We start from the raw sequence: 18,932 nt of genomic DNA, 5'->3' as shown, positions 1-18,932 counted from the left end.
GAAAGCAGGCGATTTTTCAGCTTGCTATTTACTGGCAGACTCGGCAAAACATTGCTGTATTTGGGTATAGGCCCAGTCTATTTCTTCCCTGGTAATTGTCAGGGCCGGGGCAAAGCGGATAATATTTTTATGGGTTTCTTTACACAGCAAGCCCTTGTTTTTTAGTTGCTCGCAATAGGGCCGGGCCGGTACTGTCAGTTCCAGGCCGATAAACAGACCCCGGCCGCGCACCTCGCGGATGACCGGATTGGAGAGCTGCCGGAGTTTGTCAAGAAAATACTGGCCGAGGGTAAGCGAGTTTTCCACCAGGTTTTCTTCGGCCAGCACCTCCAGGGCGGCTATTGCCACTGCACAGGCCAGGGGATTGCCGCCAAAGGTAGAACCATGGGAGCCCGGGTTAAATAACCCCAGAATGCTTTTATCGGCGGCGACGACGGAAATGGGAAGCACCCCGCCGCCTAACGCCTTACCCAGTATGTACATATCGGGGCTGACATCCTCCCAGTCACAGGCAAACAGTTTTCCCGTCCGGCCCAAACCGGTCTGAATCTCATCAGCGACAAACAAGACATTATTATTCTTACACAGTTGGCAGGCCTGCCGGAGAAAGCCGTCAGGGGGGAGTACAATGCCGGCCTCGCCCTGAATCGGTTCCAGCAGGAAGGCGGCTGTGTTGGCAGTTATCGCTTTCGCCAGTGCGGCCAAATCACCATACGGAATCAGGACAAAACCGGGCGTAAAGGGGCCAAAGCCGGCCTGGTATTCAGGTTCGGAGGAAAAGGAGGTAATCGTCATTGTGCGGCCATGAAAGTTCCCGGTGCAGACGATGATTTCGGCCTGATTCTCCGGCACGCCTTTATGGCGATAAGCCCAGCGCCGTACCGCCTTTATTGCCGTTTCCACCGCTTCCGCGCCGGTATTCATGGGCAGGAACATATCCTTGCCGGTGAGCCTGGCCAGCTGCTCAAAAAACTGATATAACTGATCATTATAAAAAGCTCTGGAGGTTAAGGTTACTTTATCGGCCTGATCTTTTAACGCGCTGATAATCTTCGGGTGCCTGTGACCGTGATTGAGGGCCGAGTAGGAACTAAGCATATCCATATAGCGGTTGCCTTCGGGATCCTCCACCCATACCCCTGCTGCCTGGGCTATTACTATTGCCAGGGGATGATAGTTATGGGCTCCCAGCAAATCGGTCCTGCGCATAATTTCATCGGAAATAACCATAATCGCTCTCCCTTATAACTTTGTTATTGCTGCTTCTCCTGTAACCTGTTCAATGATGGCCAGGCCAAATCCTGCCGTTCCGGGGTATCTGATCAAAATATACAGCCCGCCGCAGGTCAGGGCCAACCCTGGCGAACCCACCGGCACCTGTTCAGGAATGGGTAAGGCCTAAGCTGAAGTCTTATAGGCTAAGGTATTTTTTACTTATCCGGCGCAGACCTGTAAAAGCTCTGCGTTTTGTTAACGGTTAACGAAACTTAGGTATTTAGCAATAGGCTGGAATTACCTGCGGAGATACCCCTTTTTTTACCTTTGTAGTATTGACAGGCCGTAATTTAGGTTATATTATAGCAGTAGACAAATATGTGCATATACACTTTGTTTTGCAAATATCTTTGAAAGGTGCTGGAGCAATGGAATCTGTTACAGGCTATTATCCTAAAACCCCCAGTCCCTGCCTGTGTCTTAATATACGGCGGGCTTCCCGGGCGGTAACCGAGTTTTATGAGCAGATTCTAGGGCCAAGCGGACTTAAGGTTACACAATATTCATTATTGCGGTATCTTGAGCATGTGGAGCCTGTTACAATCAGTGAACTTGCCAAAATTATGCGTATTGACCGGACTACGCTAAACCGCAATCTGAAGCCGCTTACTGAGGCTGGTCTTATTACCGTGAATACCGGCACAGACCCGCGCTCCCGGCACATCAGCCTTACCGCCGCGGGAAAATCGGCGGTGAATATTGCGACAGGCCTGTGGGACGAGGCCCAGGCAGCCTTGCGGCAATATCTGGGCGAGCCGGAGGTTGAGCAGTTTAATCACCTGATTGCCAAACTGGAGGCACTGCTGCCGTAATTTTTTTTTGAAATTGAGTGTATGTACACGTAAAACAAAAGGAGTGGTGAGAATTGGAACAACAAATTAGAGATTATATTCTGGAGTTAGGGGTGGATGATGTTGGTGTTGCCTGTGCTGCTGACTATCAAAGCCCCAAGTCATATGCCATTACCAAGTTTCTGCCTGATGCGAAATCGGTCATTGTGCTGGCCTTTAAACCGCTGACAAGTTGTGAAAGCCCCAGTATGAGCGCAGCCCAAAACGGGTATCTGGATTTAGGCTCCTTTGCCCATACGGCCAGCTACCGTATTGCACGGCAGCTGGAGAACAAATACCAGGCCAAGGTTGCTACCATATCGATCTCTTATCCTTTTGAAATGCATAATGACCGCCGGGCAATCGCCGATTTTTCCCAGCGCCATGCAGCAGTTGCTGCCGGCCTGGGAAAAATCGGCCGGCATAATCTGGTTATTCATCCCCGGTTTGGCACCCGTGTTATTTTTACCAGTATTATCACCAATCTTGATTTACGGCCCTCGGCCCGGTGTGATGAGGACTTTTGCATTCACTGCAATCTGTGTGTGGAAAACTGCCCGGCCGGAGCCTTGGCTGAGGAAGGCCGCACCGATGTTATGAAATGTCTGAGCCATTCACAGCCCTATGGCCTGGGGGCAGATATTACGTTTCAACTGCAGCGTTTGGGAAAATCACCGGCAGAGCAACAGGCAATGCTTGTGGATGAACATTATGCCCGGCTGAGGCAGGCCGCCTATTTAGGGAACCAGTATATGTGCTTCAACTGTTTAAAGAATTGTCCTGTCGGCTTAGCTTAGGATCAGATCTGCGTCTCGCAATAACACAGCGACTTCAGGCGCTCAATCGTGAAGCTGGCGTCGGCCAGAATTTCCGGCCAGTGTTTAATATTCTCCATGATTTTGGTTTGTACTTCCGCGGTCAGAATATCCCAGGGAATCAATAATGGATGGAGCTTTTTTTGTTCGTTATACAGCCGGCCGTGCTTCCAGCCGGCTTCTTTTTTTTCCAGTGACCAGCGTTTATGATCATATTCCGCTAAAATCCGCAGCTCCTTGGCGGAGAATTCGATGGGCGCCGGCTTTTCATTAACAGAAACAACATCATAGTTAATTTTGCGCAAGGCGTTGGGAATGTGTTTGGCCAGGCTGCGGGCGGAAGCCTTATGCTCTTCCCTGAGGTCAGCCCAGGGACACCGGCAACTGGCTGCCGGATTGTCATTCTCTTCCCGCAGATAACCTGATTTTTGATGGAGGTTCATCGCCAGCTGTTCAATCTTTTCGCTAAAGAAGGCATCATGCATCAGGTGCCGGGCAAATTGTTCTTCATCTACGTGCAGTTTCAACTGCTCTTTCGGCGGCAGATGGGACTGTTCCCATTTTTTGGCTGTGGACAGCCGGCTCATTTCCAGTATTGCTTCCATTGACCTTGACTCATGCTTATATCTTGGTGCCTTCAGGAGGGCCCGCAACACGCCGTCGTCAATCTGCGCCTGCCGGTGTTCATTAAGCAAATGCGGTGTTTTGCGTTCTAACAGGGAACGCAGCAGCATAGCCCGGCGAATCACAAATAAATGGTCCCCCTGTTCATCGGTCTGATTGGGTCCCAGAATATTGACATAACCGCGCAGGCGGCTCACAAAATCCGGCCCTTTGGCACTTTGGAAATGCCTGAAGAACTGTTTGTATTCTGCTTCATCCTGTAGTGTTTCGCCGCAAAACTCAGTAAAGGTACTGCTGGTGCCGCCGGCAAATACGAAAATGGCTTTGCCGAGTGGATGCAGCGAATCTCCTTCCCGGAATACTCCGTCCTGCATCGGGGCCAGAAAGTACTTCAGCCAGCCCAGGCTGCCATTGAACGCTGAATCAAACTCGTCAAAAAAGACCAGCGGGAGTTTGCCTTCCAGGACAAGGTCCCGTACCTTGTGAAAGGCGGCGATAAGGTCTGCCAGGCTTTGCAGCTGGGACAGATTAAAGTTTAGTTTTTGAATTAAGCCGGGGGCAATGGTGGCGGCTACTTCGGTAACACCAAACGATTTGCCGGAGCCCGGGGTGCCAAACACGGCGATGGAGAGCGGCCGGGTGATATTTTTGGCGGAGATGTACTCCAGGATAAGGTTTTTAATGCTGCGGTAACCCTCAATTTCTGTTCTGTCCACTGTGATTAAGTTGCCGAATCTGGCGATAGGGATAAATTTCAGGGCGCTCTTTTCGCCGTTTTTTACAATATCATAGGCAATCTCCGACAGGCCGCTAGAGCTTTTGTCTTTAATAATATACCAGCAGGCCCGGCATTTGGGGTTGTTGGAATTGCGAATGGGAACATCCTGAATTTGTTCTTTATAGATAAAATCATTTTCGCTTTCGATAAATATACAGGGATCAGGAAAGGCGGTTTCCGGAAGGCTGGCGCCAAAACCGAGGTTATAGTATTTCTGGGCCGCAACAATTCCCTCGCGGATTCCTTCTTCGATTGATTTAGTCAGATCCTCCTGAATCAGGATACCGGCGGCAATACTATGGGCAAGACCGGCAACAAAACAGGACGAGAGGCCGTACATTTTGCCCTGGGACTCTTTAATGAAACTGCCCTCAAACTCATTGGTCATGAAAAACAAGCGCGATTCAGCAGCCAGGCCGTCATTGCGATAATAGACAGCGCCTTCCAGGCCCAGGGGGACGATGAGGTGGCGGGCGTTGGCCAGATAGGCAAGGGTGGGGTTATTATTGATTTGCCAGACAAACTCCAGCGCTGTTTTTTCCCAGGAGAGGCCTTGACTGATATTAACGCCTTTGGCCCGCAAATCGTCGCCGTAAATAACGACAATGGTATTTTGCAGGTGGGTTTTTTCTATCTGCTGCCAAATTGGACTGGAACTGGCGGGGTTGTTGGTTTTATAAATAACAACAGGCGATGTGCCGGGCGTCTTCAGGGCCAGCGGCCAGTATTCTTCCCGGGCGTTAAAGCCGTCATTGTTGTCATCTAATATCACCAGTCGGGCCTGAACATCATCACCGGTAATTGGCAGCAAGGCGGGAGGGCCGGCAGCAGGCCCGGTAAAGCCAAGAAAACGGGTTATGCGGTAGACGCTGTCAGGCTGATCTGCCTGCGGCTGTACGGGAAAGAGACCCAGCTCCAGCGTGGAGCGGAGAATCTCCGGCGGCAGGTTTTTATCTTCAGCCTGCAGTTCGGGGGAATGAATGGCCGCCCCTGTCGACAAAGCAACAAGCTTGGCCAGTAATAACGCTGTGCCGCCTTTGATGTCCTGATGCAGCTGGGGGAAATGCTGCCAGTTTAACCCCTGCGGACCCTGATGTTTTGTTTGCCACTGATGTACATTTACACATATATCGCCAGAGACGACAATACTTATTTTGGTATTCTTCACAGTTCGTGACCTCCCCCTGGTTTGACAGCCGAATTAAGGCTAATCTGCTCTCATTTATTGACTGTATGTATTACCAATATTGTAATTGATATTAAATAAAAATGTAACAATAATATTATTGGATCACAGAAAAATTCCCCGCTTGTAACGCTGGGCGCAATCTGCCCGGGTAAGCATTGTCGAAAATCATTAAAACTGGTATACTGAGCTTGAGGTGTTTGTTATTGATTAGGCGGGGCGATTTGCTGACGCTAAAGAAACAAGTGATCGGTTTCATGCTGGCAGCGTTAATGCTGTTGCCGGGGGGGATCGCCAGCGCCGGTGGGGAAGAGGGCATCCCTGTCCTGCTGTACCATCATGTCGGCAACGATGACGGCGGCTTACCCCGCCTGACAGTTACCGCCGCTGAGTTTGAACGGCAACTCAGGCTGTTGCAACAAGCCGGTTTTGAGAGCATTACCCCGGCGCAATTGGTTGCTTATATGCATGGCCGGCAGGTATCGCTGCCGGAAAAACCGATTATGTTTACTTTTGACGATGGCTATGATGATAATTATGTGAATGCTGTACCGGTTTTAAAGAAATATGGCTTTACGGCTGTTTTTTTGGTGGTGGGAATCAATGTTGACAGTGACCGGCGTCTTTCCGCCCGGCAGGTGCGGGCTATGGCGCAAACCGGTTTTAGTGTCGGCGGTCATTCCATGACGCACCGGGACCTGACCCAATTGAATGACAGGGAGCTCAGGCGCGAAATCCGGGTTAATAAACGACAGCTCGAACAGATCGCCGGCCAGCCGGCAGTGCTTTTTTCCTATCCCTACGGTTATTATAACCTGCCTGTCTGGGAAGTGGCAGAAGCCAGCGGTTATCAGGGCGCTTTTACCGTATTAAGTGGTCTGAACAAACCCGGCCGGGATCATGTTTTTTTACTAAGGCGGATTCCCATTTTTGATACTACTGATTTTGAACTGTTGCTTACCCGGCTTAACAGGCCGCCGACGCCGGCCAAATTGCTGGATTATCTGCCTGAGGTTGTTGAACCGTAATAAATAGCTAAGGAGAAAATGCTCCTAATCCGACAAACAAACGATGACAAGGTGAACCAATGGATAGAATTGTAGATGTTACCGGCGGTAAAGGCGGCAACGCTTTTTTAATCCTGGGAGAAAGAAAAACAGCCTTGATTGATTGCGGCATGGCCTATTGTGCGGGTCAGCTTATTAACAATATCAGGCAGGTGCTGGCTGCACGCTCATTAGATTTTATTCTGATCAGCCATTCCCATTACGACCATATCGGGGCCATCCCTTATCTGAAAGGGACCTGGCCGGACACCAGGGTGCTTGGTGCCGAATATGCCATGCGTATTTTAAACAGGCAGAATGCCTTGCAGACAATTAAGGACCTTGGACGGCAGGCCGCCCTGCTGTATGGGGCTGCCATGCCGGCAGAATATGACAATGCATTGCTGAAAGTGGACCAGTGCCTCTATGATGGCGACATGCTGGAACTGGGTGGGTTGCGCATTACCGTGCTGGCAACAAAAGGCCACACCCAATGCTCGTTATCCTTTATGCTCAGTAACGGCACGTTGTTTCCCAGTGAAACTACCGGGTATATGAGTAAAGCCGGTGTGGTGTATCCAGGCTTTATAACAAGTTATACCGACGCCATTGACTCTATTTATAAGTGCAGGGCTGCCAATCCCCGTTTTATTATTTCACCCCACCTCGGTCTGCTGAGTGCAGCGGAGGCGGCTGGGTATTGGGACAAATGTCTGACCGCAATAGGGGACACCAGAAAATTTATTCTTGGTTTATTTGCGCAGGGCTATACGAATGAAGAAATTTTAACCGCATATGAGAAAAATTTTCGCGATGAGGAAAGCAGGCTGGAGCAGCCGTTCAGCGCCTTTGCCTTAAATGCGCAGGGAATGATAAAAACTGTATTAAAAACAAAAAGATTATTGACATAAAAAGAATCAAAAACCGGCTTGTTATTAATTTTCCAAGGCCGGTTCTTTTATTTCAGCAATTTTAAAGGGTTTTCACAATAAAAATTAGTCCTTAATCCTTCATCTTCCTTAAATCAATGCCAGATTTTAAGAAAAGACGAAGGATTAGCCGCAGCCGAATGGCAATTGACTTTAAAATTGAAATTATATATCATTAATTTGTAACTGCATAATTTTTACATATAAATAAATTGCCAATTGCCGGCCGGGGAGTGGAGGGGTGAGGATTGCGCATTAAGTTAATTGGCTGCCAGGCCACTAAAAACGAAGTAACAGGGTTAGGGCTTCCAGCCACGGTAGACTGTGAATTTCTCGATTTTTCCTGGCATGCCTTTCCCGACGAGCTGCACCAGGAAATCCAGCGGCGCATTGATGCCAGTCAGAACTATGACCTGATTATCCTGACCTATGGGCGGTGTTCGCACGCGCTGGCGGGACTGGTTTCCGCCAGTGTACCCATGGTAGTGCCGGCCGCCCATGACTGTGTCAGCCTGTTACTGGGCTCAGACCGGCGGCGGCAGCAACTCTCCGCCCGTAATCCGGCAGTCTATTATTTCAGCCAGGGCTGGCTGAAATATGGACGAGATCCCTATGCTGAATATCAGGAATATTTGGAAAAATACGGCGAAGAGGATGCTCTGTATCTGATTCAGACATTGTATGGCAAATACGAGGAAGCTGTATTTATCAGGACCTGTGAGGGCGAAACACTCAGGCAATGCCGGCAGCAGGTCAACCGGATTGCCGGGTTCTTCAACTGGAAGGTTAGCGAAGTGCCGGGTGATCTTGCGTTACTGGCAGCAGTGGTTAACAGAGAGCTGCTGCCTGATGTGATCCGGGTCGCTCCCGGCAACCCGATAATAGTGGAGGAGGGGAATTGGTATGCAGATCAAGGTAAATGCTGAACCGGTGAATGTATTGCCGGGGGAAAGTTTAATGGCGGCATTGCTCCGCCGGAATCTGCCTGTAATCAATATCTGTAATGGGAAGGGAACCTGCGGAAAATGCAAAGTCAGTATAGCCGGTCAGGCGCCGGAGCCGACAGCAGTGGAATATCAGCGGCTTAGTGCCGGCGAGATTGCCACTGGCATCCGTCTGGCCTGCCAGGTTCAGCCGGCTGAAGGGATGAATGTGGTCTGCGGCACCGGCGGCCACATTGACCGCAAGACCGCACTCCTGTTTTTGGCAGAACAGGCCAGCTGCGAGCATTGTGGTCTGCTGCTGGCACAAGTTAAACTGGACCTGCCAACTCTTGCTGATGAACGCAGCGACAGGGACCGGCTGGTGGCGAAACTGCAGGCCGGCTACTCGCTTACTGAGGTGACGATTGGGCTGCCGCAACTGCAAACGTTAGCCCCTTTACTCAGACAGGACCATTTTGCGGTTACCGCCGTTTTATGGCAGCACCACATTCTTGCGGTGCTGCCAGGAACCGATAAGCCGCCTGTTTACGGCGTGGCCATCGATATCGGGACCACGAATATTGCTGTTGCGCTGTATGATTTGGCGGCAGGAACCCTGATGCACCTGGCGGCGGCGGAAAATGCCCAGACCCTGTATGGCGCTGATGTAATTTCCCGGATCGAGTTTGCGAATCAGAGCCAGCATAACCGTGATTTGCTGCGCCGGGCGGTAACCGGGACCATTAACGGCCTGTTGCAGAAAGTGTACGCGGCCGCCGCGGTTGACAGTCAGCAAGTCTATAAAGCGGTGGTGGTGGGCAACACAACGATGCACCATTTGTTTCTGGGACTCGATGTCTCCTTTTTGGCCCTGTCGCCGTTTGTTTCGGTCTGCAACACCGCCCTGGAGCTTAGTGCCGCTGAAACCTGCCTGGACCTCAATCCTCAGGCTAAAGTCCTCTTATTTCCCAATGTAGGGGGGTTTGTCGGCGGTGACACCCTGGGGGCCGTGCTTGGGGCCGAGGAGCTTTTGCGGCCGGGGCGCCATCTGTTAATTGATATTGGTACGAACTGCGAGTTGTATTTGCAGGACGGGTCCCGGATGTGGGCCTGCTCCACTGCTGCAGGCCCTGCTTTTGAAGGTGCCGGCATTACCTGCGGTATGCGGGCTCAGCCGGGGGCCATTGAGCGGGTCATGATTGACAGCCAGTCGGTGGCGGTTGCCGTCATCGGCGGGGTAGCGGCGACAGGCCTATGCGGCTCCGGGCTTATTGAAGCGGTGCAGCAAATGCGCCAGGCCGGTATCATCAATGAACAGGGCGGCATTCGGAATCCGGCTGAGCCGGAGGTCCGGGCCAGACTGAGTCCCGGACTGCTTGCCCATATCCGTGAGGGCCAGCAGGGGCGGGAGTTTGTTCTGGCCTATAGCGCCGACGGCAATGATGTTGTATTAACCCAGCGTGATATCAGTCAGCTGCAGTTGGCGAAAGGGGCGGTTTGTGCCGGTATCCGGACCTTGCTCGACATTGCCGGCCTGGGGCTGGCTGAACTGGATTCAGTCGTGCTGGCCGGTACTTTTGCCTCCCATCTTAATTTGGCCAGTACGGTGGACATTGGCCTTATTCCGCAACTGAGCCTGCATAAACTCCAGACAGCAGGCAATGCGGCTCATGCCGGGGCCGTTAAGGCGCTGTTAGACCAGCGGGCGTTCGACAGCCTGTGCCGGCAGGCTGATAATATTACTCATGTTGAACTGGGGGGCAGCGCCACGTTTAGTATGTATTTTATGGAAAGCATGTATATAGCCCCCTGCCAGATATGATCAGGTTTACCCCGATGGACTAAATAGATAATGAGACAGATTGGGGTGGAGTAGAGCGATGGTTGACAGAAATCTGGTGGATCTCCAGTATCTCCAGGAGGTATTAGAGAATTTTTCGAAAGCAACCGGGCTGCATGTGGCAATTGTCAATAAAGCCGGCGAGTCCTTCGGGTTGTTTGCCACAGCCGAGCGTTGCGAGTTTTGCCGTTATATCCGCAGTAAACCCAGCGGCGTGGCCAAATGCCGGGCTTCTTACAAGCAGGCCACGCAGGAGGCATCAAAGTGGGAGGAACCGTATTTCTTCCGCTGCCGTGCCGGCCTGGTGATCTGGGTAGTACCTATCAGCCTGCGGGGGATTTCGCTGGGCAGTATTATCTGCAGCCAGGTGCTGCTGTGGAAACCGGACCGGTTCTTTTACCAGGAACTGCGCGAACTGAATCCGGAAGTGGATGATTTTGCGGAGATGGAAATAAAAGTAAACCAGCTGGATATTATTGCCCCGGACCGCTTTCAAGCGGCGGCCGATGTTTTATATGTTACTGTCAATCAGCTGATGCAGCGGGATTTGCTGGTCCTGGAAAAAGTTGATACCTATAAGATCCAGCAGCGAATCCGCAAAGAGCTGGAGGAGCGCAAACAACAACAGCGGTCTACCGCTAAAGAGGAAAATGATTATGGGACCTATCTGCAGCGGGAGCGAAGCTTCCTTCGTTATATCCGGCTTGGTGATAAAACCCGGGCGGAAAAAAATCTGCATACACTGCTGACCCAACTGTTTGTTAAAGCCACCGGTGATCAAAGGACCATTAAAATGCGGATTGTTGAACTGGCCGCGCTGGTCTCCCGCGCTGCGGTCGAAGGCGGTGCTGAACCGGAGGTCGTCATGGTTATGCTGCAGCAATTTAACGAGAAGATTAATGACTGCCGTCAGATGGAAGAGTTTTTTTCCCGTATGCAAAAACTGGTGACGGCATTTTTGGATCAAAGCCTGTCGCTGGAGGATAAGAAACACAGCGGACTGGTCAATGAGGCGAAAAGTTTTATCATGGAGAATTTTTCGCGGTCGATTAAAATTGATGATGTTGCGGCGCAGCTGTTTATCAGCCCCTCTTATCTGTCCCGCCTGTTCAGGCAGGAGCTTAATTGTACTGTCAATGATTATATTACCCGGGTCCGGGTGGAGCAGGCCGTTGAGCTGATGAAAAAGCCGGAACTGAGTGTCGCCCAGGTATCCCAGTCAGTTGGTTTTCAGAGTCAAAGTTATTTCGCCAAGGTGTTTTGCAAACATATCGGCGTAGCACCATTAACTTATCGTAATAGTTTGTCATAACGGAGGGATGGGCCATGATTTATACGGAAATTACTGAGAAAGTCAAGGCCGGCGATGCAGAAGCCGTAATCGAACTTTGTTGCAAAGCTTTATCCCAGGGGTATCCGGCCCTTGCCGTACTGGAAAAAGGGCTTATTGTCGGTATGGACCTGGTTGCCGATAAATTCAGCCACAGGCGGGTCATTGTCCCTGAGGTATTAATGTCCTCGCGGGCCATGCATGCCGGCCTGACTATCCTGGAACCGCAGCTGAAACATAGAGCCAAACGGCCGACAACAGGTACCATCGTGATTGGTACTGTGGCCGGAGACCTGCATGATATTGGCAAAAATCTGGTAAAGTTAACGGTAATGGGGACCGGTGCCCATATTGTCGATTTGGGGATTGATGTCACGCCGCAGAAATTTATTCAGGCTGTGGATAAAACGAAGGCCGAGATCCTGATGATGGCGGCATTGCTGACAACGACGATGCCGGTAATGCGCAAGGTGATCAATGCTTTAGAGGAAGCGCGGATGCGGCAGGGCATGATTGTAGCCATCGGCGGGGCGCCGGTGGATGAAGCCTTTGCCCGGGCTATCGGGGCCGATTGTTACTTTAAATGCGCTAAGGATGCCAAAAGCTTTTTGGAGCATAATCTAAATAAGATTGTATTAAGACGGAAACTGGCTACATAGACTAAAATGGATATTGACCGTCTGCTGGCATAAACAGCCGGCCCTTTTGGCAAGGGCCGGCTGTTTTATTTTAGCTGCGAATATTACCGGTTACGGTGAATTTAATTTGTGATTTTCTTCGCAAGTATGAATATGCACGGATTGCACTCAAAAGTACATAGCTGTTGCGAATTTTCAGAATAAAAACAGTGCTATAATGAAAACAGTTAAAGGCAATATATGGAACAGGGTATGTCAGAAGGAGGTGAATACGCCGATTTCAGATGATCAGAGCATATATGGCCATTGTGACATAATGAGTGTGAGGACTGAAAAGAAAATCACCGAAAAAATAAGAGGAGGAAGAAAAATGGATCTAAATCAACTTTCACTTACTGTGCAAAAAGGAAGTACTGCCAAGGTAAAAGAGCTGGTGTCTGATGCTCTGGCCCAGAACGTATCACCAACCGAAATCTTAAATGAAGGCTTGATTCAGGCGATGGCGGTAGTAGGAGAAAAGTTTAAAAATAACGAAGTGTATGTACCGGAGATGTTAATGGCAGCGAAGGCCATGAATGCCGGCATGCAGGTTCTGGAGCCTATTTTGACGGCTACCGGTGTTAAGCCTATCGGCAAGGCTGTTATTGGTACCGTAAAAGGTGATTTGCATGATATCGGCAAGAATCTGGTACGGATGATGCTGAAGGGTGCGGGGATTGAGATGTATGATTTAGGGATAGACGTATCTGCCCAGGCGTTTTTAAATAAAGCCAAAGAGGTAGGGGCTGATATGGTCTGCCTGTCGGCCCTGCTTACGACAACAATGCCTTATATGGACAGCGTAATCAAGGAATTTGAAAAAGACGGCGTGCGCAGCCAGTTTGTGTTTATGATCGGCGGTGCTCCTGTCAGTGAAACCTATGCCAAGACCATCAAAGCCGACTATTACGCGGAAGACGCTGTTGTGGCCGTGGATGTTGCTAAAAAAATACTGGCAAAGAAACAATAAAGGACCAGTAAAGTACAGTGAGAGTTGGGGAGGTAGATTAAAATGGCAAGAACGTATGATAAACTGGCTTATAATTCTTTGAACGATTTTGTCTATGGCAGTGCACCCAATCCTGTTAAATGCAAAAACGGGATGGTGATTGGTGGCGGTGAAATTTATCCGGAATTAAATTTTACCCTGCCGCCGATGGAAGTGAACGCAGGCACGATACCGGAAATCAAAGAGATTTACAGTGAAATGATTAATGGGGTGCTGAAACGGGCGAAAGAATTGTATGCACCGGGGCTTGTGGTGGAATTTGAAATGCTGCCGGAGATGACTCTTGTCCCGGAATGGGGCATTGAAGTCAGTAATCTGCTGCGCAATGCCATGTCTGAATATGAAGCCAAATACGGGTTGAAAAGCGCTCTGCGCAGTACGCCCGGTGATGTGCGGGAATTTAAGCGGCCGCCGCTGATGCGCAGTGGCGAAATCTTTGATAATCTGCTGCGGACAATTGAAGGTTCCGCTAAAGGCGGAGCCGACTTTATCGCCATTGAGTCAACCGGCGGCAAAGAGATCCATGACGAGGCGCTGGTGAATGCCGATCTGACCAAGGTTATCTTTGCCTTAGGGATTATGGGTACGCGCGATATGAAATTCCTGTGGGAGCACATTGTACGGATCTCGGCGGAGCATGGGGCTCTGGCTGCCGGTGATACTGCCTGTGGCTTTGCCAATACGGCGATGGTCCTGGCCCACAAAGGTTTTATCCCCAATGTGTTCGCGGCGGTAGTACGGGTAGCCAGTGCGGCTAGAACCCTTGCTGCTTATGAAGCCGGTGCGGTTGGTCCGAATAAGGATTGTGGTTATGAAGGCGTGTACGCCAAAGCCATTGCCGGTATTCCGATCGCTATGGAAGGAAAATCAGCGGCCTGCGCCCACCTGAGTGCTGTCGGCAATATTGCCGCCGCGGTGGCCGATCTCTGGAGCAATGAATCAGTGACTAACGTCCGGCTCTTGTCTGACATCGCCCCGGTCGTTTCGATTGAGCAGTTGATTTATGATTGCCGGCTGATGAATGTGGCTAAACAAAAGGGCTATGGGATTACCTTCCGGGATCTACTGGCAGACTCTGACTCCAAATGGGACCCGCAGGCTTATATTTTGCGGCCTGACGTTGTCTTTGACATCAGCAGGGAGCTGGTCAAGGCCAAGACACCTTTCCTCAGGACCAAAGCCGGGGCGAAGCTGGCCATTGATGCCATCAGAAAGGCCGTCGACAACAAAGAAGTCTTTATTGCCGAACGGGAGAAGAACTGGCTGGACATTATGGATGACCAGGTGGCCGCTATTCCTGATGATGAAGAGAAATTCTGGCATGAAGTGAAAGGCGATTTGGAACTGGATAAGTTTATTCCGTCCGAGTATGAGCTGGACTGACCGCTGACAGGCGCGGGTGTGATAAAGAAAACTTAGCTTCAGGTGGGTTACCCCTCTCCCACCTGAAGGTTAGTTGCCCTTAGCCAGGGGCTTAGCTGCTCTTAACTCCCACTGGAGAAGCGGGAGTTTTAGAGCGGGATTAGTAGTCCGCCACGCCTAAATCTATAGTGTTCTTGCAATTCAGCCTATAGCTAGACGGGGCGGACTACTAGTCACAGGTTTACTTTGAATCGTGAGAGAAGGAGGACAAAAAAGCATGATCATTGTCGGAGAACTGATTAATTCCAGCCGTAAAGCCATCGCGGCGGCGATAGAAGCCCAGGATGTTGAAACCATTCAAAAAGTAGCCAGAGATGAGCTGACAGCCGGAGCAAATTATATTGACGTGAATGCCGGAGTTTTCGTTGGCAAGGAAGCAGATTACCTGAAATGGCTGGTTAAGATTGTGCAAGAAGCTGTAGATGCTCCCTGTTGCATTGACAGTCCTGACCCGAAATGCGTAGAACAGGCTCTTGCGGTTCATAAGGGAACAGCGATGGTCAACTCAATCTCTTTGGAGAAAGAGCGGTATAATGCTTTGCTGCCTGTTGTTGCCGGCACCGATCTTAAGGTGGTGGCGTTATGCATGAGTGATGACGGCATGCCGGAGACTACCGAGGCCAGATTGAAAATTGCCGATAAACTGATCAATAATTTAACCCAGCATAATGTGCCGTTGGATAATATTTATGTCGATGCCCTGGTCCAGCCGATTGCTACCAGCGATTCCTTCGGGATCGAGTTTTTAGATGCGATCCAGGCCATTATGAATAACTATCCAGGCGTGCATTCTATTTGCGGGTTATCCAATATTTCCTACGGATTGCCTAACCGTAAATTCATGAATCAGCTGTTTGCGGTCATGGGGATTGCCAAAGGGTTGGACGGGTTGATTATTAATCCGCTGGACAAAGCGATGATGGCCAGTATTATTACGGCTGAAACACTGGCCGGCCGTGATAATTTTTGTGTAAACTATCTTGAGGCCTATCGCAGCGACGCTTTTGTCTGGTAATTAGATGCAGGGGCTGTCTCCAAGTGGGGGGGATAGCCTCTTGCTGTTATCAGGGCGAGGGGGAGAGACCTATGCATATTTTGCTTTTTGGCGGCTTTCTGGGGTCAGGCAAGACCACGCTTATTTTGCAGGTGGCAAAATATCTGACCGACAGCCGCCGGCAGACCGTTGCTATAATTGAAAATGAGATCGGCGCCGCCGGGGTTGACGACAAACTTTTTTCCGACCGCGGGCTGCAGGTAAAACGGCTGTTTGGCGGTTGCGTCTGCTGCCAGATTGGCACGGATTTGATCAGTGCCATGGACGAAATTTATACGGCAGTGAAACCGGACTGGCTGATTATTGAAATGACCGGCCTGGCCTATCCCTCGAAAACGGCCGGCATGATAAGAAAATACAGTAAGGTATATTCCGCTTTTAAGACGGTTACTATTGTTGACCGGGGACGGTGGTCGGAGCTGGTGGCGATGTTAAAACCGCTGGTGATTGGACAAGTGGCGGGAAGTGACCTGATTGTGCTTAATAAAGCCGATCTTGCCGGTGAAGAGATCCAGAAGATCAAATGTGATTTGCAGGACATTGATCCCGGCCTCCGGGTTGTCAGTGTCAGCGCTATCCGGGAATTGCCCGCTGCCGTGCTGGAGGAGGTTATCAACTGTGAATAGCGAGGCAACAGTTTTTAGCCGGAATCAGCGTATTATTTTTGCGGAGCCTCTTACAACCCCGGCGGCTGAAAGCCTGTTACAGGAGTTCATTGGTGCTATCGGCAGAGCCTTATCCCGGAATGAAGTTATTCTGGGACATATTAAAGTGCTGGCAAAATTGTCGGACTCAGTGCCTGAGCAGTTTCTTTTTTTGTCCCATACCCGGTTGACGCAGGTAGATATTACCCCGTCCAAATACTGGCCTAATGATGAAGAAGCCGGTGTCAGCAATATGGAGCTGTGTGTCAATGTTCTCGTTTTTGGCTATACAATGAACCAGGTTGAGCAGGTGGTGGCAGAAGCACTGCATGAGCTCGGCGGGCGGGTTTATCCACGGCGCGGCCGGTCTGGGCAACTGGCCGGCGGCAGGAAAAGAGGTTTGCAGCCGGTAAAGCAATAACCGGCCGGATGTCCTAAAAGATAAACTCAACATCAGCCAGGCGGTGTTTGATTTCGGCCATAAGCCGGCGCTCTTCAGCCGCGTCCCGGGCTGGGAACGTGACTGAAAAGCGGATATAGGCACCGGCATCATCCCAGGGAACGGTGGAAATCAGTTTTTCTGTAATCAGGTATTCGGAGAAATCCTCGGCCGAATGAAACACCGGGCCATTCTTTATTCGGCGGGGAGCCGCAGCATAGAGATAAAATGAGGCCTTGGGTTTTGTTACCGGGAACCCAGAGCTGCGCAGCACCTCTACCAGCAGGTCGTGGCGGCGGGAGTACTTTAGGGACGTTTTTACCGATATCTCCGGGTGCTGCAGACAGTAAACGCCTGCTTTCTGAATAGGCGCAAACTGGCCGGAATCATTGTTGTCCTTGACAGCGGCAAAGCCTTTGACAACCAGTTCGTTGCCACAGATAAAGGCTAACCGCCAGCCGGTCATGTTATAGGCTTTAGACAGGGAGTGGATCTCTACCCCTACGTCTTTAGCACCGGCGACTGACAAAAAACTCAGCGGTGTTTCACCGTCAAAGGTCAGGGCGGCATAGGCAGCATCAGAAACAATGATAATCTCGTTGTCATAGGCAAAGCGGACTGCTTTTTCGTAAAATTCCCTGGTTGCCGTTGCTCCGGTGGGGTTATTGGGGTAATTGAGGTATAACAGTTTGGCTTTACGGCGTTGGGCCGCCGTCAGTGAAGCCAGGTCCGGCAAAAAAGAGTTGCTCGACTGTGTCTTGCCCGAATAAGTTTCCCCCGATGCGTTGTGCAAACAACTGCTGAATAAAGTTGCCTGTCATTGTTTACCCCCTTTTGCTTTTTTACAGCGCAAAGTGTCTTATTAAATCGTCGACTGTCTCCCGGCGGCGAATGAGCACATCCTCACCGGTGTTTGTAAGCAGAACCTCAGCCGGACGGAGCCGGTTGTTATAATTGGAAGCCATGGAATAGCCATAGGCGCCGGCGTCCAGTACCCCGATAATGTCCTGCTCAAAGATTTCCGGCAATGTGCGGTCGGCGGCGATGATATCGCCACTTTCACAGATGTTGCCGGTAATTGTGACTGTTTCCTGACTGCGTGACAGGGCATTACTGCAGCGATAGATTTCCACGTCATGATAAGCGTTGTATAGAACCGGCCGCATCAGTACGTTAAAGCCGATATCGGTGCCAATATATTTTGTATGGTAGTTTGTCTTTATAGTATGGACAGTCCCCAGAAGAATCCCGCATTCAGCTACCAGGTACCGGCCTGGTTCGACTTTAAACCGTACCTGTTTACCCTGGCGGCTTACCCAGTCGGTAAGTACTTTGCTGATTTTTTCACTTAAAGCCGCCAAGTCCAGGCGCGGCTCATGCTCATATTTGTGATAGGGTATCCCAAAACCGCCGCCCAGGTCGATAAATTCCAGTTCGGGAAAGTGCAGGGCTACATCCAGGAGGGCCTGCACCCCGCTGATATAGGTATCACCGTCCATAAAGAGCGAGCCGATGTGCTGATTAATACCGCTGAGGCGCAAATGATAGGTATGCAGCAGTTCCTTTACCGCCGGCAGCAAGGCCGTTTCAATCCCAAATTTGGTTTTATCGCCGCCAGTAACTACTTTTTGGTGATGCCCGGCACCGACGCCGGTATTGAACCGGACAACAACCCTGCTGCCGGGATTGATCTTCCCATAAAGCTCTAACTGTGACAGCGAATCAACACTTACCGGAATGCCTTGATTGATGACATAGCTCATTTCGGCAGCCGAGGCATTATTGCCAATATAAAGGATTTGTTCAGGCTGAAAGCCTGCCTGCAATTGAACGTGGATTTCACCCGGTGACATAGCATCCACATCACAACCTTCGTCTTTGACGATCCTTAACAGGGACAGATTGCTATTGGCTTTGGCTGAATAGCTGACAACAAAGGCCGGGTCCTTCACCAGCCGCTTGATGTCCTGGCACCGTTCCCGGAGGATTTGTTCATTGTACACGTATAACGGGCTGCCATATTTGCTGATCAGCCCGGCCGGGGTGTGCCGGCCATAAAACTTTGCCTCCTTGGTCACAGTCGCTTGCACCCACTGCATCTTTATATACCC

General features: G+C 50.5%; 17 protein-coding genes. 13 read left to right on the top strand and 4 right to left on the bottom strand.

Going from position 1 to position 18,932, the window contains the following annotated elements; all coding sequences use genetic code 11:
- Positions 1-24 precede the first annotated feature (24 nt).
- Positions 25-1,230 (bottom strand): ornithine--oxo-acid transaminase, encoded by a 1,206-nt coding sequence (locus SPTER_RS15000; protein WP_144351119.1) that lies wholly within the window; start codon positions 1,228-1,230, stop codon positions 25-27.
- Positions 1,231-1,643: 413 nt separating this feature from the next.
- Here SPTER_RS15000 and SPTER_RS14995 point away from each other — a divergent pair, with 413 nt between their 5' ends.
- Both SPTER_RS14995 and SPTER_RS14990 read left to right on the top strand, forming a co-directional pair.
- A complete protein-coding gene (locus tag SPTER_RS14995; RefSeq protein ID WP_144351118.1) occupies positions 1,644-2,087 on the top strand; it encodes a MarR family winged helix-turn-helix transcriptional regulator in 444 nt (147 codons plus the stop codon).
- A gap of 53 nt (positions 2,088-2,140) precedes the next feature.
- Positions 2,141-2,902 carry a 4Fe-4S binding protein gene (locus SPTER_RS14990; RefSeq protein ID WP_144351117.1) on the top strand — a complete coding sequence of 254 codons (762 nt, stop codon included), beginning with the start codon at positions 2,141-2,143 and terminating at the stop codon, positions 2,900-2,902.
- Positions 2,903-2,904: 2 nt separating this feature from the next.
- On the opposite strand, the gene SPTER_RS14985 is transcribed toward SPTER_RS14990, so the two are convergent.
- Complete coding sequence (locus tag SPTER_RS14985; protein ID WP_144351116.1) at positions 2,905-5,490, bottom strand: RyR domain-containing protein; 2,586 nt, start codon at positions 5,488-5,490, stop codon at positions 2,905-2,907.
- A 218-nt stretch (positions 5,491-5,708) separates the two neighbouring features.
- Here SPTER_RS14985 and SPTER_RS14980 point away from each other — a divergent pair, with 218 nt between their 5' ends.
- The 11 genes from SPTER_RS14980 to SPTER_RS14930 all read left to right on the top strand — a co-directional run bounded on the left by SPTER_RS14980 (position 5,709) and on the right by SPTER_RS14930 (position 16,803).
- A complete protein-coding gene (locus SPTER_RS14980) occupies positions 5,709-6,536 on the top strand; it encodes a polysaccharide deacetylase family protein (RefSeq protein ID WP_170233289.1) in 828 nt (275 codons plus the stop codon).
- A gap of 59 nt (positions 6,537-6,595) precedes the next feature.
- On the top strand, positions 6,596-7,465 hold the full coding sequence (locus SPTER_RS14975; protein ID WP_144351114.1) for an MBL fold metallo-hydrolase: 870 nt from the start codon (positions 6,596-6,598) through the stop codon (positions 7,463-7,465).
- A gap of 266 nt (positions 7,466-7,731) precedes the next feature.
- Positions 7,732-8,409 carry a DUF1638 domain-containing protein gene (locus SPTER_RS14970; protein WP_144351113.1) on the top strand — a complete coding sequence of 226 codons (678 nt, stop codon included), beginning with the start codon at positions 7,732-7,734 and terminating at the stop codon, positions 8,407-8,409.
- A complete protein-coding gene (locus SPTER_RS14965; RefSeq protein ID WP_144351112.1) occupies positions 8,387-10,228 on the top strand; it encodes an ASKHA domain-containing protein in 1,842 nt (613 codons plus the stop codon). Before SPTER_RS14970 ends, SPTER_RS14965 begins: the two co-directional genes overlap by 23 nt.
- Positions 10,229-10,286: 58 nt before the next feature.
- A complete protein-coding gene (locus tag SPTER_RS14960) occupies positions 10,287-11,558 on the top strand; it encodes a PocR ligand-binding domain-containing protein (RefSeq protein WP_144351111.1) in 1,272 nt (423 codons plus the stop codon).
- 14 nt (positions 11,559-11,572) lie between these two features.
- Positions 11,573-12,235 carry a corrinoid protein gene (locus SPTER_RS14955; protein ID WP_144351110.1) on the top strand — a complete coding sequence of 221 codons (663 nt, stop codon included), beginning with the start codon at positions 11,573-11,575 and terminating at the stop codon, positions 12,233-12,235.
- Between the two features lie 349 nt (positions 12,236-12,584).
- Positions 12,585-13,223 carry a cobalamin B12-binding domain-containing protein gene (locus SPTER_RS14950; protein ID WP_144351109.1) on the top strand — a complete coding sequence of 213 codons (639 nt, stop codon included), beginning with the start codon at positions 12,585-12,587 and terminating at the stop codon, positions 13,221-13,223.
- A gap of 42 nt (positions 13,224-13,265) precedes the next feature.
- Positions 13,266-14,645 (top strand): methyltransferase MtaB domain-containing protein, encoded by a 1,380-nt coding sequence (locus SPTER_RS14945; RefSeq protein WP_144351108.1) that lies wholly within the window; start codon positions 13,266-13,268, stop codon positions 14,643-14,645.
- A gap of 256 nt (positions 14,646-14,901) precedes the next feature.
- Positions 14,902-15,699, top strand: a complete 798-nt coding sequence (locus tag SPTER_RS14940; RefSeq protein WP_144351107.1) for a methyltetrahydrofolate cobalamin methyltransferase — start codon at positions 14,902-14,904, stop codon at positions 15,697-15,699.
- 71 nt (positions 15,700-15,770) lie between these two features.
- Positions 15,771-16,364: a GTP-binding protein gene (locus SPTER_RS14935; RefSeq protein WP_144351106.1), complete on the top strand. Its 594-nt coding sequence runs from the start codon at positions 15,771-15,773 to the stop codon at positions 16,362-16,364.
- The gene (locus tag SPTER_RS14930; protein ID WP_144351105.1) at positions 16,357-16,803 is read left to right on the top strand and encodes a hypothetical protein; all 447 of its coding nucleotides are present in this window, start codon (positions 16,357-16,359) and stop codon (positions 16,801-16,803) included. Before SPTER_RS14935 ends, SPTER_RS14930 begins: the two co-directional genes overlap by 8 nt.
- A gap of 13 nt (positions 16,804-16,816) precedes the next feature.
- On the opposite strand, the gene SPTER_RS14925 is transcribed toward SPTER_RS14930, so the two are convergent.
- Together SPTER_RS14925 and lysA are read right to left on the bottom strand one after the other, a co-directional pair.
- Positions 16,817-17,614 carry an aminotransferase class I/II-fold pyridoxal phosphate-dependent enzyme gene (locus tag SPTER_RS14925; RefSeq protein ID WP_144351104.1) on the bottom strand — a complete coding sequence of 266 codons (798 nt, stop codon included), beginning with the start codon at positions 17,612-17,614 and terminating at the stop codon, positions 16,817-16,819.
- A 49-nt stretch (positions 17,615-17,663) separates the two neighbouring features.
- Positions 17,664-18,920, bottom strand: a complete 1,257-nt coding sequence (gene lysA, locus SPTER_RS14920; protein WP_144351103.1) for a diaminopimelate decarboxylase — start codon at positions 18,918-18,920, stop codon at positions 17,664-17,666.
- Positions 18,921-18,932 lie beyond the last annotated feature (12 nt).

The sequence above is a fragment of the Sporomusa termitida genome (genome assembly GCF_007641255.1).
Classification (GTDB): Bacteria; Bacillota; Negativicutes; order Sporomusales; family Sporomusaceae; genus Sporomusa; species Sporomusa termitida.
Note: the sequence above shows the minus strand (reverse complement) of the source record. Positions and strands in the feature narration are given on the sequence as shown.

Coding starts and splice junctions, on each gene's coding strand:
- SPTER_RS15000 (WP_144351119.1), bottom strand. CDS start 1,230: ATGGTTATTTCCGATGAAATTATGCGCAGGACCGATTTGCTGGGAGCC.
- SPTER_RS14995 (WP_144351118.1), top strand. CDS start 1,644: ATGGAATCTGTTACAGGCTATTATCCTAAAACCCCCAGTCCCTGCCTG.
- SPTER_RS14975 (WP_144351114.1), top strand. CDS start 6,596: ATGGATAGAATTGTAGATGTTACCGGCGGTAAAGGCGGCAACGCTTTT.
- SPTER_RS14965 (WP_144351112.1), top strand. CDS start 8,387: ATGCAGATCAAGGTAAATGCTGAACCGGTGAATGTATTGCCGGGGGAA.
- SPTER_RS14960 (WP_144351111.1), top strand. CDS start 10,287: ATGGTTGACAGAAATCTGGTGGATCTCCAGTATCTCCAGGAGGTATTA.
- SPTER_RS14955 (WP_144351110.1), top strand. CDS start 11,573: ATGATTTATACGGAAATTACTGAGAAAGTCAAGGCCGGCGATGCAGAA.
- SPTER_RS14950 (WP_144351109.1), top strand. CDS start 12,585: ATGGATCTAAATCAACTTTCACTTACTGTGCAAAAAGGAAGTACTGCC.
- SPTER_RS14945 (WP_144351108.1), top strand. CDS start 13,266: ATGGCAAGAACGTATGATAAACTGGCTTATAATTCTTTGAACGATTTT.
- SPTER_RS14940 (WP_144351107.1), top strand. CDS start 14,902: ATGATCATTGTCGGAGAACTGATTAATTCCAGCCGTAAAGCCATCGCG.
- SPTER_RS14935 (WP_144351106.1), top strand. CDS start 15,771: ATGCATATTTTGCTTTTTGGCGGCTTTCTGGGGTCAGGCAAGACCACG.
- lysA (WP_144351103.1), bottom strand. CDS start 18,920: ATGCAGTGGGTGCAAGCGACTGTGACCAAGGAGGCAAAGTTTTATGGC.